The sequence below is a fragment of the Ottowia sp. genome (genome assembly GCF_016703145.1).
In the GTDB taxonomy this organism is placed as follows: domain Bacteria; phylum Pseudomonadota; class Gammaproteobacteria; order Burkholderiales; family Burkholderiaceae_C; genus Ottowia.
On sequence record NZ_JADJCO010000003.1, the window covers coordinates 38403 to 58208 of the forward strand.

The following is a 19806-nucleotide window of genomic DNA, read 5'->3' on the forward strand; positions in this document are numbered from 1 at the left end:
ATGACACTTCCTTCACATGCACAAGTCGTCATCGTCGGCGGCGGCATTGCCGGCTGCTCGGTGGCATACCACCTGGCCAAACTCGGTATCACCGACGTGCTGCTGCTGGAGCAGGGCAAGCTGACCAGCGGCACCACCTGGCACGCGGCCGGCCTGGTGGGCCAGATGCGGCCCAACCGCAGCATGACGGCCATGAGCAAGTACGGCATCGAGCTGTACTCCACGCTGGAACAGGAAACAGGGCTGGCCACCGGCTGGAAGCAATGCGGCAGCGTCAACGTGGCGCGCACGCCCGAGCGCCTGAAGGTGCTGAAAAAACAGGTGGCGCTGGCCCACAGCTTTGGCGTGGAATGCCACGAGATCACGCCCGCCGAAGCCGGCGACAAATACCCCGTGATGCGCACCGACGACCTGGCCGGCGCCATCTGGCTGCCGGGCGACGGCAAGGCCAATCCGGCCGACCTGTGCATGTCGCTGGCCAAGGGCGCGCGCAACCGCGGCGTGAAGATCGTCGAAGGCGTGGAAGTCACGGGCGTGATCACCGAGAACGACCGCGCCGTGGGCGTGCGCACCGCCCAGGGCGATGTGCGTTGCGAAACCCTGGTCAACTGCGCCGGCCAGTGGGCGCGGCAGTTTGGCCGGCTGGCGGGCGTGAACGTGCCGCTGTATTCGGCCGAGCATTTCTACATCGTCACCGGCAAGATCCCCGGCGTGCACCCCATGCTGCCGGTCATGCGCGACCCCGACGGCTACATCTACTACAAGGAAGAAGTGGGCGGCCTGGTGATGGGCGGCTTTGAGCCCCAGGCCAAACCCTGGGCCATGGACCCGATCCCCAGCACCTTCCAGTTTGAGCTGCTGGGTGAAGACTGGGACCAGTTTGAAATACTGATGACGAACGCCATGCACCGCACACCGTGCCTGGAGACCGCAGAAATCAAGATGCTGCTCAACGGGCCCGAGAGCTTCACGCCTGACGGCAACTTCATCCTGGGTGAAGCGCCCGAGCTGCGCAACTACTTCGTCTGCGCCGGCTTCAATTCCGCCGGCATTGCCAACAGCGGCGGCGCGGGCCGCCTGATGGCCGAGTGGATTGTGGGCGGCGAGCCGAGCATGGACTTGTGGGAGGTGGACATCCGCCGCTTTGGCGCCTTCACCGGCAACCGGCGCGCCTTGTCAGAGCGCACCGGCGAAACACTGGGCCTGCACTACGCCATGCGCTGGCCCCGCCAGGAGCTGGAAACAGCGCGGCCGCTGCGCACGTCGCCGCTGTACGACACGCTGCTGGGCAAGGGCGCGGAGTTCGGCAGCAAGAATGGCTGGGAGCGCGCCAATTATTTCAAGCCTGCGGGCGTATCGCGGCCGGACTACACGCTGGGTAGCCCCGGCTGGCTCCCCTGGATGCAGGCGGAGCAACAGGCCACACGCGAAGCCGTGGCGATCTACGACCAGACCTCGTTCAGCAAGCTTTTGCTGCAGGGCCGCGATGCACTGGCGCTGCTGCAACGCCTGTGCGCCAACGAGATGGACGTGCCCGCGGGCAAGATGGTCTACACGCCCATGCTCAATACGCGCGGCGGCATTGAAAGCGACCTGACCGTGATGCGCCAGGCGCAAGACAAGTTCCTGATCATCACCGGCTCGGCCCAGACCGTGCGCGACTTTGACTGGATCAGCCGCCACATCCAGCCCGATGACCATGCGGTGCTGACCGATGTATCGGCCCTGTACAGCGTGCTGTCCGTCATGGGCCCGAAGGCGCGCGAGCTGCTGGCCCGTGTGAGCCCGGATGACCTGTCGCCCGAAGGCCTGAAGTTCTCTTGGACCAAGGAGATCGACGTCGGCCATGCGCGCGTGCGCGCGGCGCGCATGAGCTATGTCGGCGGGCCGGGCTTCGAGCTCTACGTGCCGGTCGAGATGACGCGCCATGTCTACCTCGCGCTGCACGAGGCAGGCCGCGAGCTGGGCCTGAAAGACGCCGGCTACTACGCGCTGGACGCCCTGCGCATCGAGCAGGGTCGCCGGGCCTGGGGGGCCGAACTGGGGCCCGACGAAACGCCGTGGGAGGCCGGCCTGGCATTCAGCGTCAAGCTGGACAAGCCCGCGCACTTCATCGGCAAGGAGGCGCTGCTGGCGGCGCAAGGCCAACCGCTGCGCAAGAAGCTGGTGACGCTGGTGTTTGACGACGCGCAGGCCTTTGGCTGGGGCGGCGAGCCCATCGTGCTGAATGGCGAAACGGTGGGCGAGATTTCGTCCATCGGCTGGAGCCCGCTGGCCGGGGCTTGTGTAGCGCTGGGTTATGTGCGCGGCGCGGGCGCCAACCAGCCCCATGCGGGCACACCCGCCCATATCGAGCTGTGGGGTCAGCGCGTTGCTGTCACACTGCATGACCGCTGGCCACAACCCTGATTTCAATGAATACAGCCGCCATCCAGACCGTCGCCGGTGCGTTGATCACCGCGCGCCGCGACCGCACCCCCTGCAACGCACAGCCCTTTGCCGACACGCTGCAAACCTCACAGGAAGCCTACGCCGTACAGGCTGCCGTGGTCCAAGTGCTGGACGGCGCCGGCCCCGTCATCGCCCGCCACTGGAAATCCGGCGGCCCCTCGCGCGAAGCCACCTTGACGCACGCACCGCTGCCATCCGCCGGCGTGCACGCCAGCCCCGCCGACATGCGCGACCTGCACTTCAACCTGCGCCTGATCGAAGCCGAGGTGGCCCTGCGGCTGGGCCAGGACGTCACGCCCGCGCAGGCCGCCACGCTGACGCCCGAGGCAGCCAGCAACCTGCTGGACGGCATGACGGTGTCGATTGAAGTGGTGGATTCGCGCTGGCAAGACCTGCCCCAGGTACCAGCCCTGCTCAAGCTGGCCGACATGCAGGTCCATGGCGCGCTGGCGCTGGGCGCCTGGGTGCCGTTTGTGGCACGCGACTGGGCGGCGCAAACCTGTGAGGTCACGATTGGCACGCAGGCCCCGCAGCACTTTGCCGGCACGCATTCGCTGCGCGACCCGGCCTGGCTGCTGCCCATCTGGCTGAGCCATGCCACCCGCGACGGCCAGACCGTGCCCGCGGGCACTGTGGTCACCACCGGCACCTGGTGCGGCATGCTGAAAGCCCAGGCGGGCGATGTGGTGACGGCGCGCTTTGCCGGTGTGGGCGAAGCGCAGGTTCAGCTCTAACCTTCGACCGCTGCTTTCACGGCGGCCTCGTCCATGCCGTACATCTCGGCGAACTCTTCCACGGTCTTGCCACTGGCCGCATAAGCGCGGCGCAAGGCTTCGGTTTTGGCGGCGCGCTCACCCAGTTGGGCAAAGGCTTCGTCCAGCACCGCGGCGGCCACCGGGTCGGGCGTGGGCATGCGTTCCATGTAGGCGTCGCGCGCCAGGCCTGACGATTCAATGGCCGCCACAAAGCGCGCGCGCAACCAGATCGCCGCGGCCTGCGGCCCACGCGCCTGGCGGCGGCGGAACACTTCCAGGATGGCGTGGTGCACATGCTCGGGTGCCACGGGCTCCACGGGCTGGGCGTTCAGGTCATGGCGCTGCTCGCCCATGGCCACGGCCTCCAGGTAGCGGGTGGAGCGCGCATGCTGGCCCAGCGCGATCTTGAGGTCTTCCTTCTTGAATTCGTCTGGGTGCAGGGCCAACAGCTCCTGGTACACCCCCAGCTTCAGCGGCAAAAAGCGCGCGCCGAACATTTTGGGGTACAGCGCAAACAGCTGCTCCAGCACAGGGCTGGGCTTGCGTTGCGGCCGGGCGCCTGCGGGCTTGCCCTCGGGCTTGCGGGCTGGCTTGCCGGCACGCAAGCCCTGGGGCTTGCTGGCTTCGGCTTGGGGCTGTGGGGCGCTGGTAGAGGCTTCAGTGTCGGTCATCAGGGGCTGTCAAAACGGGGACCCCAGACTGTACTGCCCAAATGGGGATGCAAGTCACGGCAAAATCGGGGGCATGAAAATCACCAAAGACACGGTTGTGTCCCTCCAGTTCAAGATCGCCGAGCCCACGGGCAAACTGATCGAAGAGAGCAAGGAACCCATGGTTTACCTGCACGGCGGCTATGAAAACACGCTGCCGAAGATTGAAGAAGCCCTGGACGGCCAGGAGCCGGGCTACCAGGTCGTGCTGGACCTGGGGCCCGAAGACGCCTTTGGCCTGCGCGATGAATCACTGGTGCAGGTCATCCCCAAAACCCAGTTCCCCCCGGGCGTGAAGGTCGGCGGCCAGCTGGAGGGCCGGGGCGAAGACGGCTCAGCTGTAGCCTTTACCGTGATGAAGATCAAGGGCGCCGAAGTGCACCTGGACGGCAACCACCCGCTGGCCGGCAAGGCACTGCGCTTCACGCTCAAGGTGGTGGGCACACGTGCCGGCACGGCTGAAGAGATTGCGCACCGCCACGTGCATGGCACGGGCGGGCATCACCACTGATCAGGTACCGATCACACCGCCGTCGGCCTTGCGGATCACCACGTGGCCGCGGGCCGGGGGCGCTGGTCGGCCAGTTGGACGCCGCCGGGTCGCTGCGCTGACGGGCTTCCCGGGTGCGATACGGGCCGGCGCCGTGCGCCCGTCCTTCACGCCGGCCCCACCGGGGAGCGCCGCTCTGGGCAGCGGTTGTTGCCCAGGCCCTTCAAATCGCCCTTGCCCATGGCCGAGGTGGACATGTCGGTCTGGATCCACAACACACCGCGGCGCATCGGTCCACAGGCCGTCGGGGCAGCCGAATGCATCGCCCTTGACATTGCCTTTGGCGTCGGCGCGTTCGTTGGCCGGGTCGCCGGCCAGAACGAAATGGTTCCACTGGAAGGTGGCGCCGTCAAAGTCGCCGTCTTCCTTCCAGCGGATGATGTTGCCCATGGTGTTGTTGGCGCGCGGGTTCATGGCGTCCACGCCGGGCTGCTTGTCTGCGCCACGGTTGCTGTTGTTGGTCAGCGTGCAATAGACCCAGCCCTGCTTGTCGATGTCGATCCACTCGGGGCGGTCCATCTTGGTGGCGCCCAGCAGGTCGCTGGCCTGGCGGGTCTTGATCAGCACCTCGCCCTGGTCGGCAAAACCGTTGGCCGCCGTCAGCGGGCCCTGGCCGTGCGTCAGTGCCAGCCAGCGGCCTTTGCCGTCGGCGTCAAGCTTCGCCACGTACAGCGTGGCGTGGTCCAGCAGCTCGGTGTTGGCGCGCGCACCGCCGGGCTGAATGGCGTCGCGGCTGACGAACTTGTAGATGTATTCAGCGCGCGTCTTCGCCCGAATACCAGGAGGGGGGCCCCTGGGGGGGCCAGGGGGGGGGTCGGGGTGTCTGACCGCGGGGGGGCGCAGCGCATCATGCTCTGAGGAGCGGGTCCCCTGCCGGGTGGGCGTTGGGCCGTGGGCCCTTGAAGTAGAAGATGAGTTTTCTTCACAGGTCAGGTAGGTGCCCCAGGGGACCCGCTGCCGCAGTTGTTCAGCGGGGTCGGGTGGGGCGGGGGGCCCGACAGGGGCGCGGTATGGGGCCCAGGGCGAGGGGCGCACCATCTGCCACTTGCCGTCTTTTTGCTCCACCTCGATCACAGCCACACCGTGCGCGGCCTGGGCCTTGCGCACTTTCTCGGCCGTCCAGGTCTTCAGGCCATCGGTGTGCAGCAGGCCGTCGTCCACATACTCGTGGTTCATCACCAGCAGGCCGGACTTGCTGCCGTCCTGGGCAAAAAAGTGGATGCCGTCATGGTGCATGCCCATCTGGGCTTCCTGGTCGGCGGCCGTGTTGGCAGCGTCGTCCTTGAAGGCGGGCATCTCGCCCGACAGCCCCACGGGTTCGCCCCAGGCGGCGATCACTTGGCGATGTAGCCTGGCAGGCATCGCGTCGGCGGTGGAGCCGGCACGCCTTGAAGCCCAGCGGGCCCGCGCCTGTGGCGCAGCCCGGCAGCGTGCGGCCAGGGCGCCAGCAGGCCGGTCACGTCAGCCCAGCCGCCGCGCAGACGTGCGGCGGACGGCAACCGATGCGGTGGAAGAGCGGTGCTGTCTTCCATGCTTGAAGTCTTGCATGGGGGTTACCTTAGTGAAGCCGCCTGCGGCGGGCACCGCCATGCTCGCAGCACTTGTGACATTGTTTGACGCAGTAGGCCCGGCCGGCGGGCCACAGCCCATCACCCGGTAACATCGCGGTCTCATGAAATTCCGAATGGCCCCCAATTCCCTGTTCGCCGTGCTGCTGCGTTCGCCGTGGTGGATCAGCATCCTGATTGCCATCGTGTTCGCCGGTGCGTCCAAAGCCCTGCTACCCGACGACTACTGGATCTTTGGCGCGATGGGCGGCTTTCCGATGCTGGCCATTGGCTGCATTGCGCTGTGGCAGCAGCTGCAGGCGCCCAGTGCCAAAAAGACCGACGCCATCCTTGCCGCTGTATCGGCCATGTCGTGGCGCGACTTTGCCCTTGCGCTGGAGCAGGCCTGGCAGCGCGATGGTTACGCGGTGCAGCGAATCGAAGGCGCGGCCGACTTCGTGCTCACGCGCCAGGGCAAAACGGCAGTGGTTGCCGCCAAGCGCTGGAAGGCAGCCAAGCCGGGGGTTGACGCGCTGCAGGAATTGCACGCCGCGATGCAGGCGCGCGGCGCCAGCGAATGCCAGTACGTCACGCTGGGCACGCTGAGCGACAACGCCCAGCGCTTTGCGCGCACGCACCAGGTCAAGCTCGTGCAGCCACAGGCGCTGGTGCTGCTGCTGCGGCACTGGCCTGCAACAGCCACCCCTTGACGCTGCCGCAGTCGCGCAGCGGCACGCAGGGCACCACCTCAAACGCAAAGCTGGCGGCAGCCTGCGCGTACACCGCGGCGCTGACCAGGGTGGCACCCGACGGCGCGGCCGATTCCAGCCGGCTGGCCACATTGACGGTCTCGCCCCAGACGTCGTACAGCGGGCGCTGCGTGCCAATGACACCGGCCACGGCCGGCCCGGCATGGATACCGATGCGCAGATGCAGGTCGGTGCCGTTGGCCTGGTTGTAGGCCGCCATGGCGTTGTGCATGGCCAGTGCCAGGCCACACAGGCTGCTGGCGCCTTCGTGCGCCACCGCCATGTAGCCGTCGCCCAGGGTCTTGATCTTTTCCACGCCATGCTCGCGCACCAGGCCGTCAAAGCCGCTGAACACCTGGTTGAGCATCATCACCAGCGCATCGGGCGGCAGGCGGCGTGCGTAGCGTGTGAAGCCGACGATGTCGGCAAACAGCACGCCCATGTTGGCGTACTTCACCGCGGGGGCGCGGCCGTCCTGCTTGAGCTGCTCGGCCACATGCACCGGCAGCAGGTCGTACAGCACGCTGTCGGCGCGCTCGCGCTCGGCTTCGGCCCGGCGGGTTTCGCCGTACAGGGCCCGGGCGCGTGACAGCGTGAGCCGGTCCAGCTCCATGCACAGCACCACCACGCAAAACGGGTTGACCAGCATGGCCACCGTGGTCGCCACGCTGCCGTGGGCGCCCAGCCACGCTGCCACGCACAGCGCGGCAAAACTCAGTGCATACAAGGGCCGGCGCATGGGCCGGGGTGTGCAAATGACCGCGGCGATGAAGGTGCTGCCCGTGGCGTACAGCGACAGGTCGCCGCGCAGCGCGCCGTCGGCCAGGCCGATCCAGGTGGTCATGGCCATGAACACAGCGCAAAACAGGTACAGCGGCCATTCGCGCCCGCGCAGCTGGGGCAGCCAGCGGTTCGCGAGCACGGTGGCGATGCAGACCGCCTCGGCCGTGACCTGCCAGGCCAGCAACCAGAGAAAGCCCGGGTCGTCGGGCCAGCCATCACCCTGAAAGTAGGGCGCATTGGCCGCCAGCGCCGCCGGCGGCAAAAGCCAGGCCACGGCCCGGCAGTAGCGCACGGCCAGGCCCCAGCTGCGGGCCGCAAGCCATTCACGGAATGCCCATTCCTGCATCGTCACCTCCCTGGTGTCTTTGTGTACTTTGGGAGTATAGGGTTGTGCGGGCAATAAAAAACGCGCGAAGGCGCGTTCCGAGGGGGGGGGGGCGCAACCTACTTGGCGACGACGCGCACCATCTCCAGGCACTTGTTGGAATAACCCCACTCGTTGTCGTACCAGCTCACCAGCTTGACGAAGGTGCCGTCCAGCGCGATGCCGGCGTCGGCGTCAAAAATGCTGGTGCGGGTGTCGCCGCGGAAGTCGGTGGCAACCACCTTGTCTTCGGTGTAGCCCAGCACGCCCTTGAGGGCGCCTTCGGATTGCGCCTTGAATTCGGCGCAGATTTCCTTGTAGGTGGCTTCCTTGAGCAGCTCCACCGTCAGGTCCACCACCGACACGTCGCTGGTGGGCACGCGGAACGACATGCCCGTGAGCTTCTTGTTCAGCTCGGGGATCACCACGCCCACGGCCTTGGCCGCACCGGTGCTGGACGGGATGATGTTTTCCAGGATGCCGCGGCCGCCGCGCCAGTCCTTGTTGCTGGGGCCGTCCACGGTCTTTTGCGTGGCGGTGGCGGCGTGCACGGTGGTCATCAGGCCGCGCTTGATGCCCCACTTGTCGTTGAGCACCTTGGCCAGCGGGGCCAGGCAGTTGGTGGTGCACGAGGCGTTGGAGATGATGGCTTCACCCTTGTAGGTCTTGTCGTTCACGCCGAACACGAACATGGGCGTGTCGTCTTTCGACGGGGCTGACAGGATCACCTTTTTGGCGCCGGCGTCCAGGTGCTTTTGCGCGGTGACTTTGTCCAGGAACAGGCCGGTGGACTCGATCACCACGTCGGCGCCCACGTCGCCCCACTTCAGGTTGGCGGGGTCGCGCTCCTGCGTCAGGCGGATCTTCTTGCCATTGACGATCAGGGTGTTGCCTTCCACGCTGACTTGACCCTTGAAGCGGCCGTGCACGCTGTCGTATTGCAGCATGTAGGCCAGGTAGTCGGGCTCCAGCAGGTCGTTGATGCCCACGATTTCAATGTCGGGGAAGTTCTGCAGCGCCGAGCGCAGCACGTTGCGGCCGATGCGGCCGAAGCCGTTGATGCCAATCTTGATCGTCATGATTTGCTTTCTCAGGGGGATGATGAAACCGGGTCTCTTGTTTATTTGCGCAGCGCGGCACGCACCGTGTCGGCCACGTTCTCGGGCGTGAAGCCGAAGTGCTTGAACAGCACCGGCGCGGGGGCCGATTCGCCGTAGGTGTCGATGCCCACCACGGCCGCGCAGCCGTATTTCCACCAGCCGTCGGTCACGCCCATTTCCACCGCCACGCGCGGCACGCCTGCGGGCAGCACGCTGGCCTTGTAGGCCACGGTCTGTTTGTCGAACGTGGTGGTGGAGGGCATGGACACGACGCGCACCGCGATCTTTTGCGCGGCCAGCAGCTCTTGTGCTTTCAGGGCCAGCTGCACTTCAGAGCCGGTGGCAATGATCACGGCCTGGGTTTTCTTCTTCAGGCCCAGGTCGGCGGGCTCGGACAGCACATAGGCGCCGCGGCTGATGTCGCCCAGGTCGCGCTTGGGCGCGTAGGGCAGGTTCTGGCGGCTGAGCAGCAGCGCAGTGGGCTTGGCCTTGTTCTGCAGGGCCACGGCCCAGGCCACGGCGGTCTCGGCCGTGTCACCGGGGCGCCAGACGTCCAGGTTGGGGATCAGGCGCAGGCTGGCCGCGTGCTCGATGGACTGGTGCGTGGGGCCGTCTTCGCCCAGGCCGATGGAGTCGTGCGTGAACACATGCACCACGCGCAGCTTCATCAGCGCCGCCATGCGGAGCGCGTTGCGGCTGTAGTCGCTGAAGGTCAGGAAGGTGCCGCCGTAGGGGATGAAGCCGCCGTGCAGCGCCACGCCGTTCATGATGGCGGCCATGCCGAATTCGCGCACGCCGTAGTTGATGTGGCGGCCGATCTTGCCTTCCTCATTCAGCTTGACTTCACCGGCCAGGTCTACGCGCAAGGCCGGCGTGGCCTTGGTGTTGGTCAGGTTGGAGCCCGTCAGGTCGGCGCTGCCGCCCAGCATCTCGGGCAATGCTGCGGTAAAGGATTCCAGCGCCAGCTGCGACGCCTTGCGCGAGGCCACCGTTTCAGCCTTGGCATGCGCGCCCACGGCCGTGTCCACCGCCACCTGGGCAAAGGTCTTGGGCAGGTCGCCCTTCATGCGGCGCACAAATTCAGCGGCCAGCTCGGGGTGCGCTGCCTTGTAAGCGGCAAATTTGGCGTCCCACGCGGCTTCGGCCTTCTGGCCCGCGGCCTTGGCGTCCCAGTCGGCGTACACGCTGCTCGGCACTTCAAACGGGGCATGGCTCCAGCCCAGAGATTCGCGGGTGAGCTTTATTTCCTCCGCGCCCAGCGGCTCGCCGTGGGCCTTGGCCGTGTTGGCGCGGTTGGGGCTGCCCTTGCCGATGTGCGTCTTGCAGATGACCAGCGTGGGCGCATCGGCCTTGTTCTTGGCGTCCGCAATGGCGCGGTCCACCGCGTCCACGTCGTGGCCGTCGATGGGGCCGATCACGTTCCAGCCGTAGGCCGCAAAGCGCAAAGCGGTGTTGTCGATGAACCAGGGCTGGACCTGGCCGTCGATGGAGATGCCGTTGTCGTCGTACAGCGCGATCAGCTTGTTGAGCTTCCAGGCGCCGGCCAGCGCGCAGGCTTCGTGGCTGATGCCTTCCATCAGGCAGCCGTCGCCCATGAACACATAGGTGTGGTGGTCCACGATGGCATGGCCGTCGCGGTTGAACTCTTTGGCCAGCAGCTTTTCGGCCAGCGCCATGCCCACCGCGTTGGTGATGCCCTGGCCCAGCGGGCCGGTGGTGGTCTCCACGCCGGGGGTGATGCCGACCTCGGGGTGGCCGGCGGTCTTGCTGTGCAGCTGGCGGAAGTTCTTCAGTTCGCCGATCGGCAGCTTGTAGCCCGTGAGGTGCAGCAGCGCATAGATCAGCATGGAGCCGTGGCCGTTGGACAGCACAAAGCGGTCGCGGTCGGCCCACTGGGGGTTGGTGGGGTTGTGGCGCAGGTGCCGGCCCCACAGGGCTGTGGCCATGTCGGCCATGCCCATGGGGGCGCCGGGGTGCCCGGAATTGGCTTGTTGCACGGCGTCCATGGCGAGCGCGCGGATCGCGTTTGCCATCATTGGGGTATTGGCCATCAGGGGGGCTCCGGGAGGGAAAGACTGGGGGGAAACCCGGCATTTTACCGGGCTGTTCCGGGAGGCGGGGTTGTCCGGGTTACGGACGGCCAATGCTCTACAGTGACGCCCATGCATGGCCTCCATTTGACCGCCGACCTTTACCAGTGCCGCTGCGACGCGGCCTGGCTGACCGACGCGGCCCGCCTGGGACCCTGGTGCGTGCAGGCGGTGCAGGCCGCGGGGCTGCAGCCGGTCAACCAGCTGTTCCATACCTTTCCCGCCACGCCGCGGGGCCCCGGTGGCATCACCGCCACGGTGCTGCTGGCCGAATCGCACCTGTGCGTGCACACCTGGCCCGAGGACCGCGCCGTGACGCTGGACGTGTACGTGTGCAACTTTGGCGCCGACCATTCGGCCAAGGCGCGCGCGCTGATGGACGCGCTGGTGGACCGGTTTGCGCCCGAATGGACCGAGCAACGGTCGCTGGACCGGGGGGATGCCGCGTGATGGGCCGCATGACGGCGCAGGCGATGATTTTGGCCGCGGGGCGCGGCGAACGCATGCGCCCCTTAACGGATGTGGCGCCCAAACCCCTGCTGCAAGTGCAGGGCAAGCCGCTGATGCAGTGGCCCATGGAGGCCCTGGCTGCGGGCGGCTTTACCCGTCAACTGGCCAACACCGCGTGGCTGGGGGAACAGATCGAGCAGCGCTATGGCGACCGTCTGGTCTATTCCCACGAAGGTCGCGACTTTGGCGGTGCGCTGGAAACAGCCGGCGGCATTGTTCGTGCGCTGCCGCAGCTGGACGACGTGTTCTGGGTGCTGGCCGGCGACGTGTATGTGCCGGGCTTTGCGTTTAACCAGGCCGCGATGGACCGCTTTGCCGCCAGCGGCAAGCTGGGCCACATCTGGCTGGTGCCCAACCCGCCGCACAACCTCAAGGGCGACTTTGGCCTGTCATCTGACGGGCTGGCGCTGAACCAGGCGGAACTGAAATACACCTTCTCCACCATCGGCCTGTACCGGCGCGCGCTGTTTGAACCGCCGTACTGCAGCATCCCTGCCGGCAACCCGGCCGGCATCAAAGCCCCGCTGGCCCCGTTGCTGCGCGCCGCGATGGACAATGGGCAGATCACCGCCGAGCTGTACACCGGGCCCTGGACCGACGTAGGCACGCCCGAGCGGCTGGCCCAACTGAACACCCCACAAGTGACCACGCCATGACCACCACCCTGTACGCCCAGCGCCGCGCCCGCGTGGCCGCCGCCATCGGCCGCGACGGCATTGCCATCATCCCCACCGCGGCCGAACACCCGCGCAACCGCGACAGCGACTTTCTGTACCGGCACGACAGCTACTTTTATTACCTGAGCGGCTTTACCGAGCCCAACGCCTGGCTGGTGATCACGGGTGACGGACGCAGCACGCTGTTTTGCCAGCCCAAGGACCTGGAGCGCGAGATCTGGGACGGCTTTCGCCTGGGCCCCGACGCCGCGCTCGCCACGTTGGGTGTGGACGCCGCCCATGCCGTGGGCGAGCTGGACGCACAGCTGCCCAAACTCATGGAGAACCGCGACGCCGTGTGGTACCCGTTCGCCATCCACAGCGGGCTGGAACAGCGCGTGGCCGGCTGGCTGAACCAGGTGCGCGCGCGCGTGCGCTACGGCGCGCTCTGCCCGGAGCAGCAGCGCGACCTGTGCGGCGTGCGGGACGAAATGCGCCTGATCAAGGACGCCCATGAGCAAGACGTGATGCGCCGCGCGGCAGCCATCAGCGCACGCGCGCACATCCGCGCCATGCAACTGAGCGCCCGCATGCTGCGCGAAGGCAAAGACGTGCGCGAATACCACCTGGACGCCGAGCTGCTGCATGAATTCCGCCTGGGCGGCTCGCAGTACCCGGCGTACGGCTCCATCGTGGCGGCGGGCGCCAACGCCTGCGTGCTGCATTACCGCGCCGACGCCGCGCCGGTGCGCACCGGCGAGCTGGTGCTGATTGACGCAGGCTGCGAGCTGGACGGCTATGCCAGCGACATCACGCGCACCTTCCCCGCCAACGGCCAATTCACAGGCCCGCAGCGCGTGCTGTACGACCTGGTGCTGGCGTCACAAGAAGCGGCCGTGGCCGCCACCAAGCCCGGCAACCGCTTCAACGACCCGCACGACGCCACGGTGCGCGTGCTGGCCCAGGGCATGCTGGACGTGGGCCTGCTGGACAAGAACAAGGTGGGCACGGTGGACGACGTGATCGACAGCCGTGCGTACTTCAAGTTTTACATGCACCGCACCGGCCACTGGCTGGGCATGGACGTGCACGACTGCGGCAGCTATGTCGAGCCCGTCCAGGTCGGTGAGGTGAGCGAGCGGCGCGACCCGCTGAGCAACGAGCTCATCAAGAACCGCCCCAGCCGCGTGCTGCAGCCCGGCATGGTGCTGACCATCGAGCCCGGCATTTATGTGCGCCCGGGTGAGGGGGTGCCGGAGCAGTTTCACAACATTGGCATTCGCATCGAAGACGATGCGATCGTGACGCCGTCGGGCTGCGAGCTGATCTCGCGCGGGGTGCCGGTGAAGCGGACGAGATCGAGGCGCTGATGCGCTGGAGCGCGGCGGCGGGGGCGCAGCACCGCGTGCAGCTGCATCTGCCCTGCGGCGATCGTGGCAATCAGCCGCGGGCCGCCCTGGCTGGCTTCGCTGGCGTCCATCAGCAGCGCCAGGTCGGCCATGTGCACGGCGCGGCGCAGGTTGTCCACGCTGCGCGGGTAGCGCTCCAGCACCTTGTGCGACGGCACGCCGTGGCCGCCTTCGCGCTGGCGCTGGCTCACGCGCTGCAGCAGGCGGCGCGGCTCGTCCAGGCACATGGCGTACAGCACCACCTCGTAGCCCAGCGCGCGGGCCTGCGCAATGAGGGCCAGGCGCGATGGGTGGGACAGCGCCGTTTCCGTCACAAACGGGCGGCTGGCGCGCAGCAGCGCCTGACGCTGGGCGTCGGCCCATTCGCGCGCGGCCAGCGCCCGGGCCTCCGGGGTGGGCAGGTGTTGGAGGTGCTCCTGTTCGTAGGCCTGCGGGTTGACGAAAGGCAGGGCCGGGTAGCGCGGCGCAAGCAGGCAGCGGTAAAGCGTGGACTTGCCGGCGCCATTGGGCCCGGCGATCAGGTGCAGAACCGGCATGCGCCGTCAGGCTGCTTTGGGGTCCTTGCCGCGCTTGCCCCGGTTGGTGGCCACGGCTTGCTGGGTGCGGTCGGCCAGCGCGCCGGATTTGGCCAGCGCCACCACATGGCCGTGCAGGTCGTCCAGGTCGGGCGACAGGCCGCTGGTGGGCGGTGACAGGGTGTAGGGGGCGCGTTCCTGGCGGGCGATCAGCGCGTGGCTGTCGCTGGTGGTCAGGCCGGCGTGCTCCAGCGCCCGGCCCAGCGTGGCCCAGTATTCAACCTGGCTGGCCACGGAGCGGCGCATGGTCTGCGAGGCTTCGCGTGCGTGTTTGACCAGCTCTGCCGGCAGCTTGACGGAAACGAATGCGGGGTTCTCGGCCACGGCGTCCTCCTTTTTGGCGCATTATGCGCCATAACGCGCCATGCCGGCGAGATGACCGCGTGTGAAGGCTTCTTCAAATACAGAGTAGCCTGACCAGTCGCTGTGGGCAAAGCGCAGCGGGCCGCCGTTGGATACCCTGGCTGCAGCTGCGCTGCGTGCACCGGGCAGCGGCACCGCCATGGCATGGCCGTAGCGCGTGATGTCCACCTGCGTGGCTACTTCCGGCAGATCGGCATGGGCCTGCGACAGCTCGCCCAGCACCATATCGCGCCAATGGGTCCAGGGCGCATCCAGCAAGTGCGCCCGCGCGGTGGGCGACAGACCCGGCGCGTGGTACCAGGTGAGAACCGTGGGGCCGGGGCGCGGGTCCAGCGCCTGGTGGCGCGCATCCACATAGCCCAGGCCGGTGGAGCCGTACAGCACGTTGTCCCAACTAGGCGGCGCGCCGGGGCGGTCGTGCAGCGGCGAGCGCAGGTGAATGTTGGCCACCAGCCAGGGGGCGTACTGTATGCGGGCCGCGGCTGCGCGCAGCATGGGGGGCGGGTCGTGCACCACGCGCGCGGCCACCAACACCGGCAGCGCCACGATGCACTCGCGCGCCTGCCAGCGCTCCAGCGTGCGGGTGGCGTGGTCAAACGCATCCACCTCTACACCCTGTCGCACCTGGGCAATGCGCAGCACGGTGCGCCCCGCATGCAGGCGCTTGCCCAGCGGCGCGGCCAGGCGCTGCGTGAGCCAGCCGTTGCCTTCGGGCCAGGTCAACACGGCGTCTCGGGGTCCATCGTCACCGCCCGGCGCCTGAAAGCCGTGTCGGCTGGCGAAATAATGCACGCCCGCCCAGGCCGACACGGTGGCGATGCCTGCGCCGTAGTCGTCGCGGCAGCAGTAGTCCAGGTACCAGCGCAGGTGCGGGTCGTCCAGCTTCTCTTCGTCCAGCCAGCGGGCAAACGTCATGCTGTCAAGCGCAGCGTGTTGCGGTGTGAAGGGTGCGCGAAACGACGGCAACGCAAAGCGCGACGTGCGCTGGATAGCTGCAATTCGTTGCGCGAACCGCGTGTACTGGCCCAGCGTGACCGCGCCCACCCCCTGCAAGGGCAGCAAGCCTTCTTGCCAACTGCCGTTAAAAAACAGGCGCTCCTGCGGGCTGTGGCACAGGTGGCGTTCGTCGTACACCCAGCGCCCGGCCACGCGGCGGCGCAGGCCCAGTTCTTCCAGCAGGTCCTGCACCTCGCGCGCATCGTCGCCCGGCACGGGCAGGTAATGCGCGCCCAGCGGGCAGGCCATGCCCTGCACACTGCCTGCGCGGCTGTTGCCGCCAGCTGTGTCTTCCAGCTCCAGCAAGGCAAAGTCGTCGCGGCCCTGCAGCCGCAGCGCGCGCGCTGCCGCCAGCCCGGCCACGCCACCGCCTGCGATGAGCGTGTGCACGCGACGGGTGACGCCAGGCGTCAGGTTGCGCGGCGGCTCGTGCAGGAGGTGGCCGCGCTCGTGGCTGATGCCGGTGAAGCCGCCCGTGATGTCTGCCGCGCGTTCGCAGCCCAGCAGCGGCAGCACGGCCCCTGCGCCTGTGGCAGCCAGCACAGCACGGCGGCCGATCATTCGTGCACCTTGCCCCATTCGCGCTCGTAGGTGGTCACCAGCGCCTGGTTGGACAGGCGGTTGACGTCTGCCGGTACGCGGGCCATGTCGCGCGGAAAGTCAAACATCGGCGCCAGCGCCGGCAGGTCCAGAAAGCGCAGGCCCGCGGGCAATGCATCGGGCATGCGCCAGGGCCTGCGGCTGGCGAGGACAAAGCCCCATTCGCCAAAGCTGGGCACATGGGCGTGGTAGGGCGCCGCGCGCAGGCCCACCGATTCAATCGTGGTCACCACCGTCCAGAAGCTTTTGCGCGCCACCAGCGGCGACGTGGTCTGCACCACGGCATAGCCGCCCGCGGAAAGCCGCTGGTCCAGCAGCGCATAGAACGAGTTGGTGTACAGCTTGCCGATGGCAAAGTTGGTCGGGTCGGGGAAGTCCACCACGATCACGTCGTAGCTGCCTTTGTCGTGCTCCAGCCATTTGAAGGCGTCGGTATTGACAATGCTGACCTTGGGCGACGCCAGCGCATTGGCGTTCAGCTGCGCCAGCGCGGGTTGCTGTGCAAACAGCCGCGTCATGGCCGGGTCCAGCTCCACCAGCGTCACACTTTGCACTGACGGGTACTTGAGCACCTCGCGCACGGCCAAACCGTCGCCGCCGCCCAGCACGGCCACTTTCTTCGGCGCGCCGTGCGCGGCCATGGCGGGGTGGACCAGGGCCTCGTGGTAACGGTATTCGTCACGCTGCGCAAACTGCAGGTTGCCGTTGAGGAACAGGCGATGGCCGTTGCGCCCCTGCGTGACCACGATGCGCTGCCAGGGGGACCGTTCACTGGCGACGATGCGGTCTTGATAGAAGCGGTCTTCGGCCAGCGTGGTGATGTGATCAGCCCCGGCAAAGCCCGCGCCCAGCAAGGCCAGCACACCCACGCAGGCGGCGGCGTGTGCGCGCCACTGGCGCAGCTCATGGCGAAACAACCACAGCGCCCACAGTGCCACGGCCGCATTCATCAGGCCAAACAGCAGCCCGGTGCGGATCAGCCCCAGCTGCGGCACCAGCACCAGCGGGAACGCCACCGACACGGCCAGCGCCCCCAGGTAGTCAAACGTCAGCACCTGCGACACCAGGTCGCGCAGCGCCACATTGCGCTTGAGGATGCGCATGACCAGCGGTATCTCCAGCCCCACCAGTGTGCCCACCACCAGCACCAGCCCGTACAGCAGCAGGCGGAATGCACCGGGCGCCCACGCATTGGCAATGAACAGCAGGGCTGGCAGCGCGCCGCCGATCAGCGCCACCAGCAATTCAATGCGCAGGAAGTGCGCGGGCAGTTGCCGGTCAAAGAAACGTGACAGGTATGAGCCCACGCCCATGGCAAACAGGTACGCACCAATGATGGTGGAGAACTGCAGCACCGAATCGCCCAGCACGTAGGAGGCCAGTGCTGCTGCTGCCAGCTCGTAGACGAGTCCGCAGGCGGCTACTACGAAGACGCTGGCCAGCAGGGCTACCTCTACTGGGCGGGGGGTTTTCGCTCACGTTTTTGGGCGTCAGGCGGTGGGGGCGGGGGGTGCGCCAAGTCTGCCTCTGCAAAGGCGTGCGCGGACACCCGGCAATGCGCCTCTAAAGCGCCGAGCAGCGCAGGGCATGCGGCCACGCGCTTTAGCGCGCTCGTTGACTGACTCACCGCGGCTGTCCGAGCGCAGCGCGCAGCGCGTAGCGAGTTCTGCGGTGGGCCGATTGACCGAGCAGCGCAGGGCAGTCGCCGCAGGCGACCGCTTTAGTGAAGCGTTGACGGGGGTCCGCGCACGCCTTTGCCGCGCAGTGCAACCAGCGCGGCAGAACACAAGCCAGAACATCAGCCGTGCACTGCCGCAGCCACGATGATCGAAATGCCCAGGCTCATCGAGCCCACAACGATGCCCAACGCAACGTTCTGTTTCTCCACGATCTCTTCCCACAGGTTGTAGGGCGTGATCTTGTCGATGACGACGAAACTCAGCCAGAACACCACCACGCCGACCAGCGCATACACGATGGAGCCGAAGAAGGCCCCTGCTTTCAGCCATTCAAAACCCATGACGACCTCCGGTTAGATACATGACCATGAACCTGTTGCTACTTGTGGCTGCCGCCACTGGAATACCCGCCGTACGAGCCGCCGCCCGAGCGCCAGGTGCTGCCCGAGCTGCTGCAGTTCTCGCGCTGCGGGTCACATGACTGCATGCACCCGCGCAGCAACGCCAGGAAGATGACAAGGATGACAAACATGACGATCACCGACATGCAGCCCACGCCCGATGATGCGCTGACGGGCGCAGCGTCGGTGCGCTTGAGCAGGTCTTCCTTGCCCTGCAGGCCAAAGGCCTTGATGACAGCGTCGGCCTCCATGCGGCTGCCGCTGGACCAGGTGATCTCGGCCGGCGTCTGCTCCATGGACAGCAGGGCTTTGCCTTTGGCGAAGTCGCGGTTGAAGGTCTTTTGCCCTCGCGCGACCTGCCAGTAAAACTCGCCCGCCACATAGGTCGTCTCGGCCTCGTAGCTGTACGCCAGCTGGTAGCTGCTGCCCAGGTAGCTGGCGGTCTGCGCGTTGCGCGACAGCTGCGGCGCGCCCGTGGTGGGCTTGACCATGCTCCAGCCCTCTTCGCTGTCCACCAGGAAGCTGAAGCCGCGCTTGGGGTGGTACAGCAAATACTCGTCCCAGCCAAAGTGCTCTGCGTCTTCTTCCTGCGGGTCATGGCCCAGCCGGTGCTGAAAGCCCACCACCTGCCACTGCACGCCCTGCAGCAGCCCCGTGCTGCCCAGCGGGATGATCGGCTGCACGGGCTCGTGCTGGATGGCGTGGCTCAGTTGTGCGCCCACACCCGAGCTCAGATCGATCAGGCTGTTGCACGAACGGCAGGTGATGGCCTTGCTGTTGGCCAGCGTCACCTCTACCGCCGCGCCGCAGTTGGGGCAGTCGAACTGGCGGCCGCGCTCCTGCTTGACCATCTCGTCGCGCAAGCCGCTGAGCTTGAGCTCCTCCAGCAGCACCGCCCGACCGCGCGACACCGAGGGCGGCTGCGCGCTGTAGTCGATGCTGAGTACCTCGCCCTCGGCGCTGCGCAGCTCCACAAATGCAAACGGCTGGCCCAGCGGCGGCAGGTGCGGCAGCTCGCCTTGTGCGGCCACCAGCGCGGCCTGGTCGTTGCTGGCGATGCTGAACGGCTTGCCGGCGACCGCCGTGATGGCCCCCACGCGGAATTTGTCGGCCAGGGGCAGCTCGCGCTGCATTTTTGCCGGCACGCTGAATACATACGCGCCGTTGTCTTCGGCCAGCGTCGCCATGCTGCCATCGTCCAGCAGCGCCTCCCACTCGGTCCAGGTGCCTGCGGGCGACTTGTATTGCAGCCGGCCCACCAGCGTGAAGGCACGGCCCTGCCAGTGGCCGCTGGCCTGCAGCTGCAACGGGCTGTGGTCGTCAAACAGCTCGGCCATCTTGCCCACGCGCGTGAGCACGTCGCCACTGCGCACCACGGTGCTGCGGCAATAACCGCACACCGCGTGGGTGGACTGCGCGCTGCGGAATTCAACCGGCGCGCCGCAGCCAGGGCAGGGTGCGCGGTAGGCGCGAAGGGGGGTAGGTGGAGTGGCCATGGGGAGCGTGGTCATTGCGGGC

General features: G+C 67.3%; 16 protein-coding genes and 2 pseudogenes. 7 read left to right on the plus strand and 11 right to left on the minus strand.

The annotated features are described in order from the left end of the window. Window positions 1–2409, plus strand: coding sequence for an FAD-dependent oxidoreductase (locus IPG65_RS03935; protein WP_293187982.1), 2409 nt, complete (start codon window positions 1–3; stop codon window positions 2407–2409). Between the two features lie 5 nt (window positions 2410–2414). After that, a complete protein-coding gene (locus IPG65_RS03940) occupies window positions 2415–3185 on the plus strand; it encodes a fumarylacetoacetate hydrolase family protein (protein ID WP_293187983.1) in 771 nt (256 codons plus the stop codon). On the opposite strand, the gene IPG65_RS03945 is transcribed toward IPG65_RS03940, so the two are convergent. Next, window positions 3182–3877 (minus strand): ProQ/FINO family protein, encoded by a 696-nt coding sequence (locus tag IPG65_RS03945; RefSeq protein ID WP_293187984.1) that lies wholly within the window; start codon window positions 3875–3877, stop codon window positions 3182–3184. The genes IPG65_RS03940 and IPG65_RS03945 overlap by 4 nt on opposite strands. Window positions 3878–3950: 73 nt before the next feature. Here IPG65_RS03945 and IPG65_RS03950 point away from each other — a divergent pair, with 73 nt between their 5' ends. Then, window positions 3951–4427 carry a peptidylprolyl isomerase gene (locus IPG65_RS03950; protein ID WP_293187985.1) on the plus strand — a complete coding sequence of 159 codons (477 nt, stop codon included), beginning with the start codon at window positions 3951–3953 and terminating at the stop codon, window positions 4425–4427. Here the strand turns inward: IPG65_RS03950 and IPG65_RS03955 are convergent, their stop codons facing one another. Further along, window positions 4428–5804: an alkaline phosphatase PhoX gene (locus tag IPG65_RS03955; protein WP_293187986.1), complete on the minus strand. Its 1377-nt coding sequence runs from the start codon at window positions 5802–5804 to the stop codon at window positions 4428–4430. A 346-nt stretch (window positions 5805–6150) separates the two neighbouring features. On the opposite strand from IPG65_RS03955, the gene IPG65_RS03960 reads away from it, so the two are divergent. Continuing rightward, window positions 6151–6723 (plus strand): restriction endonuclease, encoded by a 573-nt coding sequence (locus tag IPG65_RS03960; RefSeq protein WP_293187987.1) that lies wholly within the window; start codon window positions 6151–6153, stop codon window positions 6721–6723. Here the strand turns inward: IPG65_RS03960 and IPG65_RS03965 are convergent. The 3 genes from IPG65_RS03965 to tkt form a co-directional block, all read right to left on the minus strand. Continuing rightward, window positions 6656–7891, minus strand: a complete 1236-nt coding sequence (locus tag IPG65_RS03965) for an adenylate/guanylate cyclase domain-containing protein (RefSeq protein ID WP_293187988.1) — start codon at window positions 7889–7891, stop codon at window positions 6656–6658. The two genes, IPG65_RS03960 and IPG65_RS03965, sit on opposite strands and share 68 nt — an antisense overlap. 98 nt (window positions 7892–7989) lie before the next feature. Then, window positions 7990–8988, minus strand: coding sequence for a type I glyceraldehyde-3-phosphate dehydrogenase (gene gap, locus IPG65_RS03970; RefSeq protein WP_293187989.1), 999 nt, complete (start codon window positions 8986–8988; stop codon window positions 7990–7992). A 41-nt stretch (window positions 8989–9029) separates the two neighbouring features. Beyond that, window positions 9030–11060 (minus strand): transketolase, encoded by a 2031-nt coding sequence (tkt, locus tag IPG65_RS03975; RefSeq protein ID WP_293187990.1) that lies wholly within the window; start codon window positions 11058–11060, stop codon window positions 9030–9032. A gap of 111 nt (window positions 11061–11171) precedes the next feature. On the opposite strand from tkt, the gene speD reads away from it, so the two are divergent. The 3 genes and pseudogenes from speD to IPG65_RS03990 all read left to right on the plus strand — a co-directional run. Further along, window positions 11172–11549, plus strand: a complete 378-nt coding sequence (gene speD / locus IPG65_RS03980) for an adenosylmethionine decarboxylase (RefSeq protein WP_293187991.1) — start codon at window positions 11172–11174, stop codon at window positions 11547–11549. 23 nt (window positions 11550–11572) lie between these two features. Continuing rightward, the gene (locus IPG65_RS03985) at window positions 11573–12265 is read left to right on the plus strand and encodes a nucleotidyltransferase family protein (RefSeq protein ID WP_293189932.1); all 693 of its coding nucleotides are present in this window, start codon (window positions 11573–11575) and stop codon (window positions 12263–12265) included. Next, window positions 12262–13640: pseudogene (locus tag IPG65_RS03990) on the plus strand (aminopeptidase P N-terminal domain-containing protein); the annotation flags it as partial. The gene IPG65_RS03985 and the pseudogene IPG65_RS03990, both read left to right, overlap by 4 nt. A 156-nt stretch (window positions 13641–13796) precedes the next feature. Here IPG65_RS03990 and IPG65_RS03995 read toward each other — a convergent pair. From IPG65_RS03995 to IPG65_RS04020, 6 genes and pseudogenes are all read right to left on the minus strand, one after another. Continuing rightward, window positions 13797–14210 (minus strand): annotated as a pseudogene (locus tag IPG65_RS03995) (AAA family ATPase); the annotation flags it as partial. Window positions 14211–14216: 6 nt separating this feature from the next. Further along, the gene (locus IPG65_RS04000; protein ID WP_293187992.1) at window positions 14217–14573 is read right to left on the minus strand and encodes a hypothetical protein; all 357 of its coding nucleotides are present in this window, start codon (window positions 14571–14573) and stop codon (window positions 14217–14219) included. A gap of 21 nt (window positions 14574–14594) precedes the next feature. Beyond that, the gene (locus IPG65_RS04005) at window positions 14595–16169 is read right to left on the minus strand and encodes an FAD-dependent oxidoreductase (RefSeq protein ID WP_293187993.1); all 1575 of its coding nucleotides are present in this window, start codon (window positions 16167–16169) and stop codon (window positions 14595–14597) included. Next, window positions 16166–17653 (minus strand): polyamine aminopropyltransferase, encoded by a 1488-nt coding sequence (locus tag IPG65_RS04010; RefSeq protein ID WP_293189934.1) that lies wholly within the window; start codon window positions 17651–17653, stop codon window positions 16166–16168. The genes IPG65_RS04005 and IPG65_RS04010 overlap by 4 nt, the downstream gene beginning before the upstream one ends. A gap of 353 nt (window positions 17654–18006) precedes the next feature. After that, window positions 18007–18228, minus strand: a complete 222-nt coding sequence (locus IPG65_RS04015; RefSeq protein ID WP_293187994.1) for a DUF350 domain-containing protein — start codon at window positions 18226–18228, stop codon at window positions 18007–18009. 38 nt (window positions 18229–18266) lie between these two features. Next, window positions 18267–19784, minus strand: coding sequence for a DUF4178 domain-containing protein (locus IPG65_RS04020; protein WP_293189936.1), 1518 nt, complete (start codon window positions 19782–19784; stop codon window positions 18267–18269). Window positions 19785–19806 lie beyond the last annotated feature (22 nt).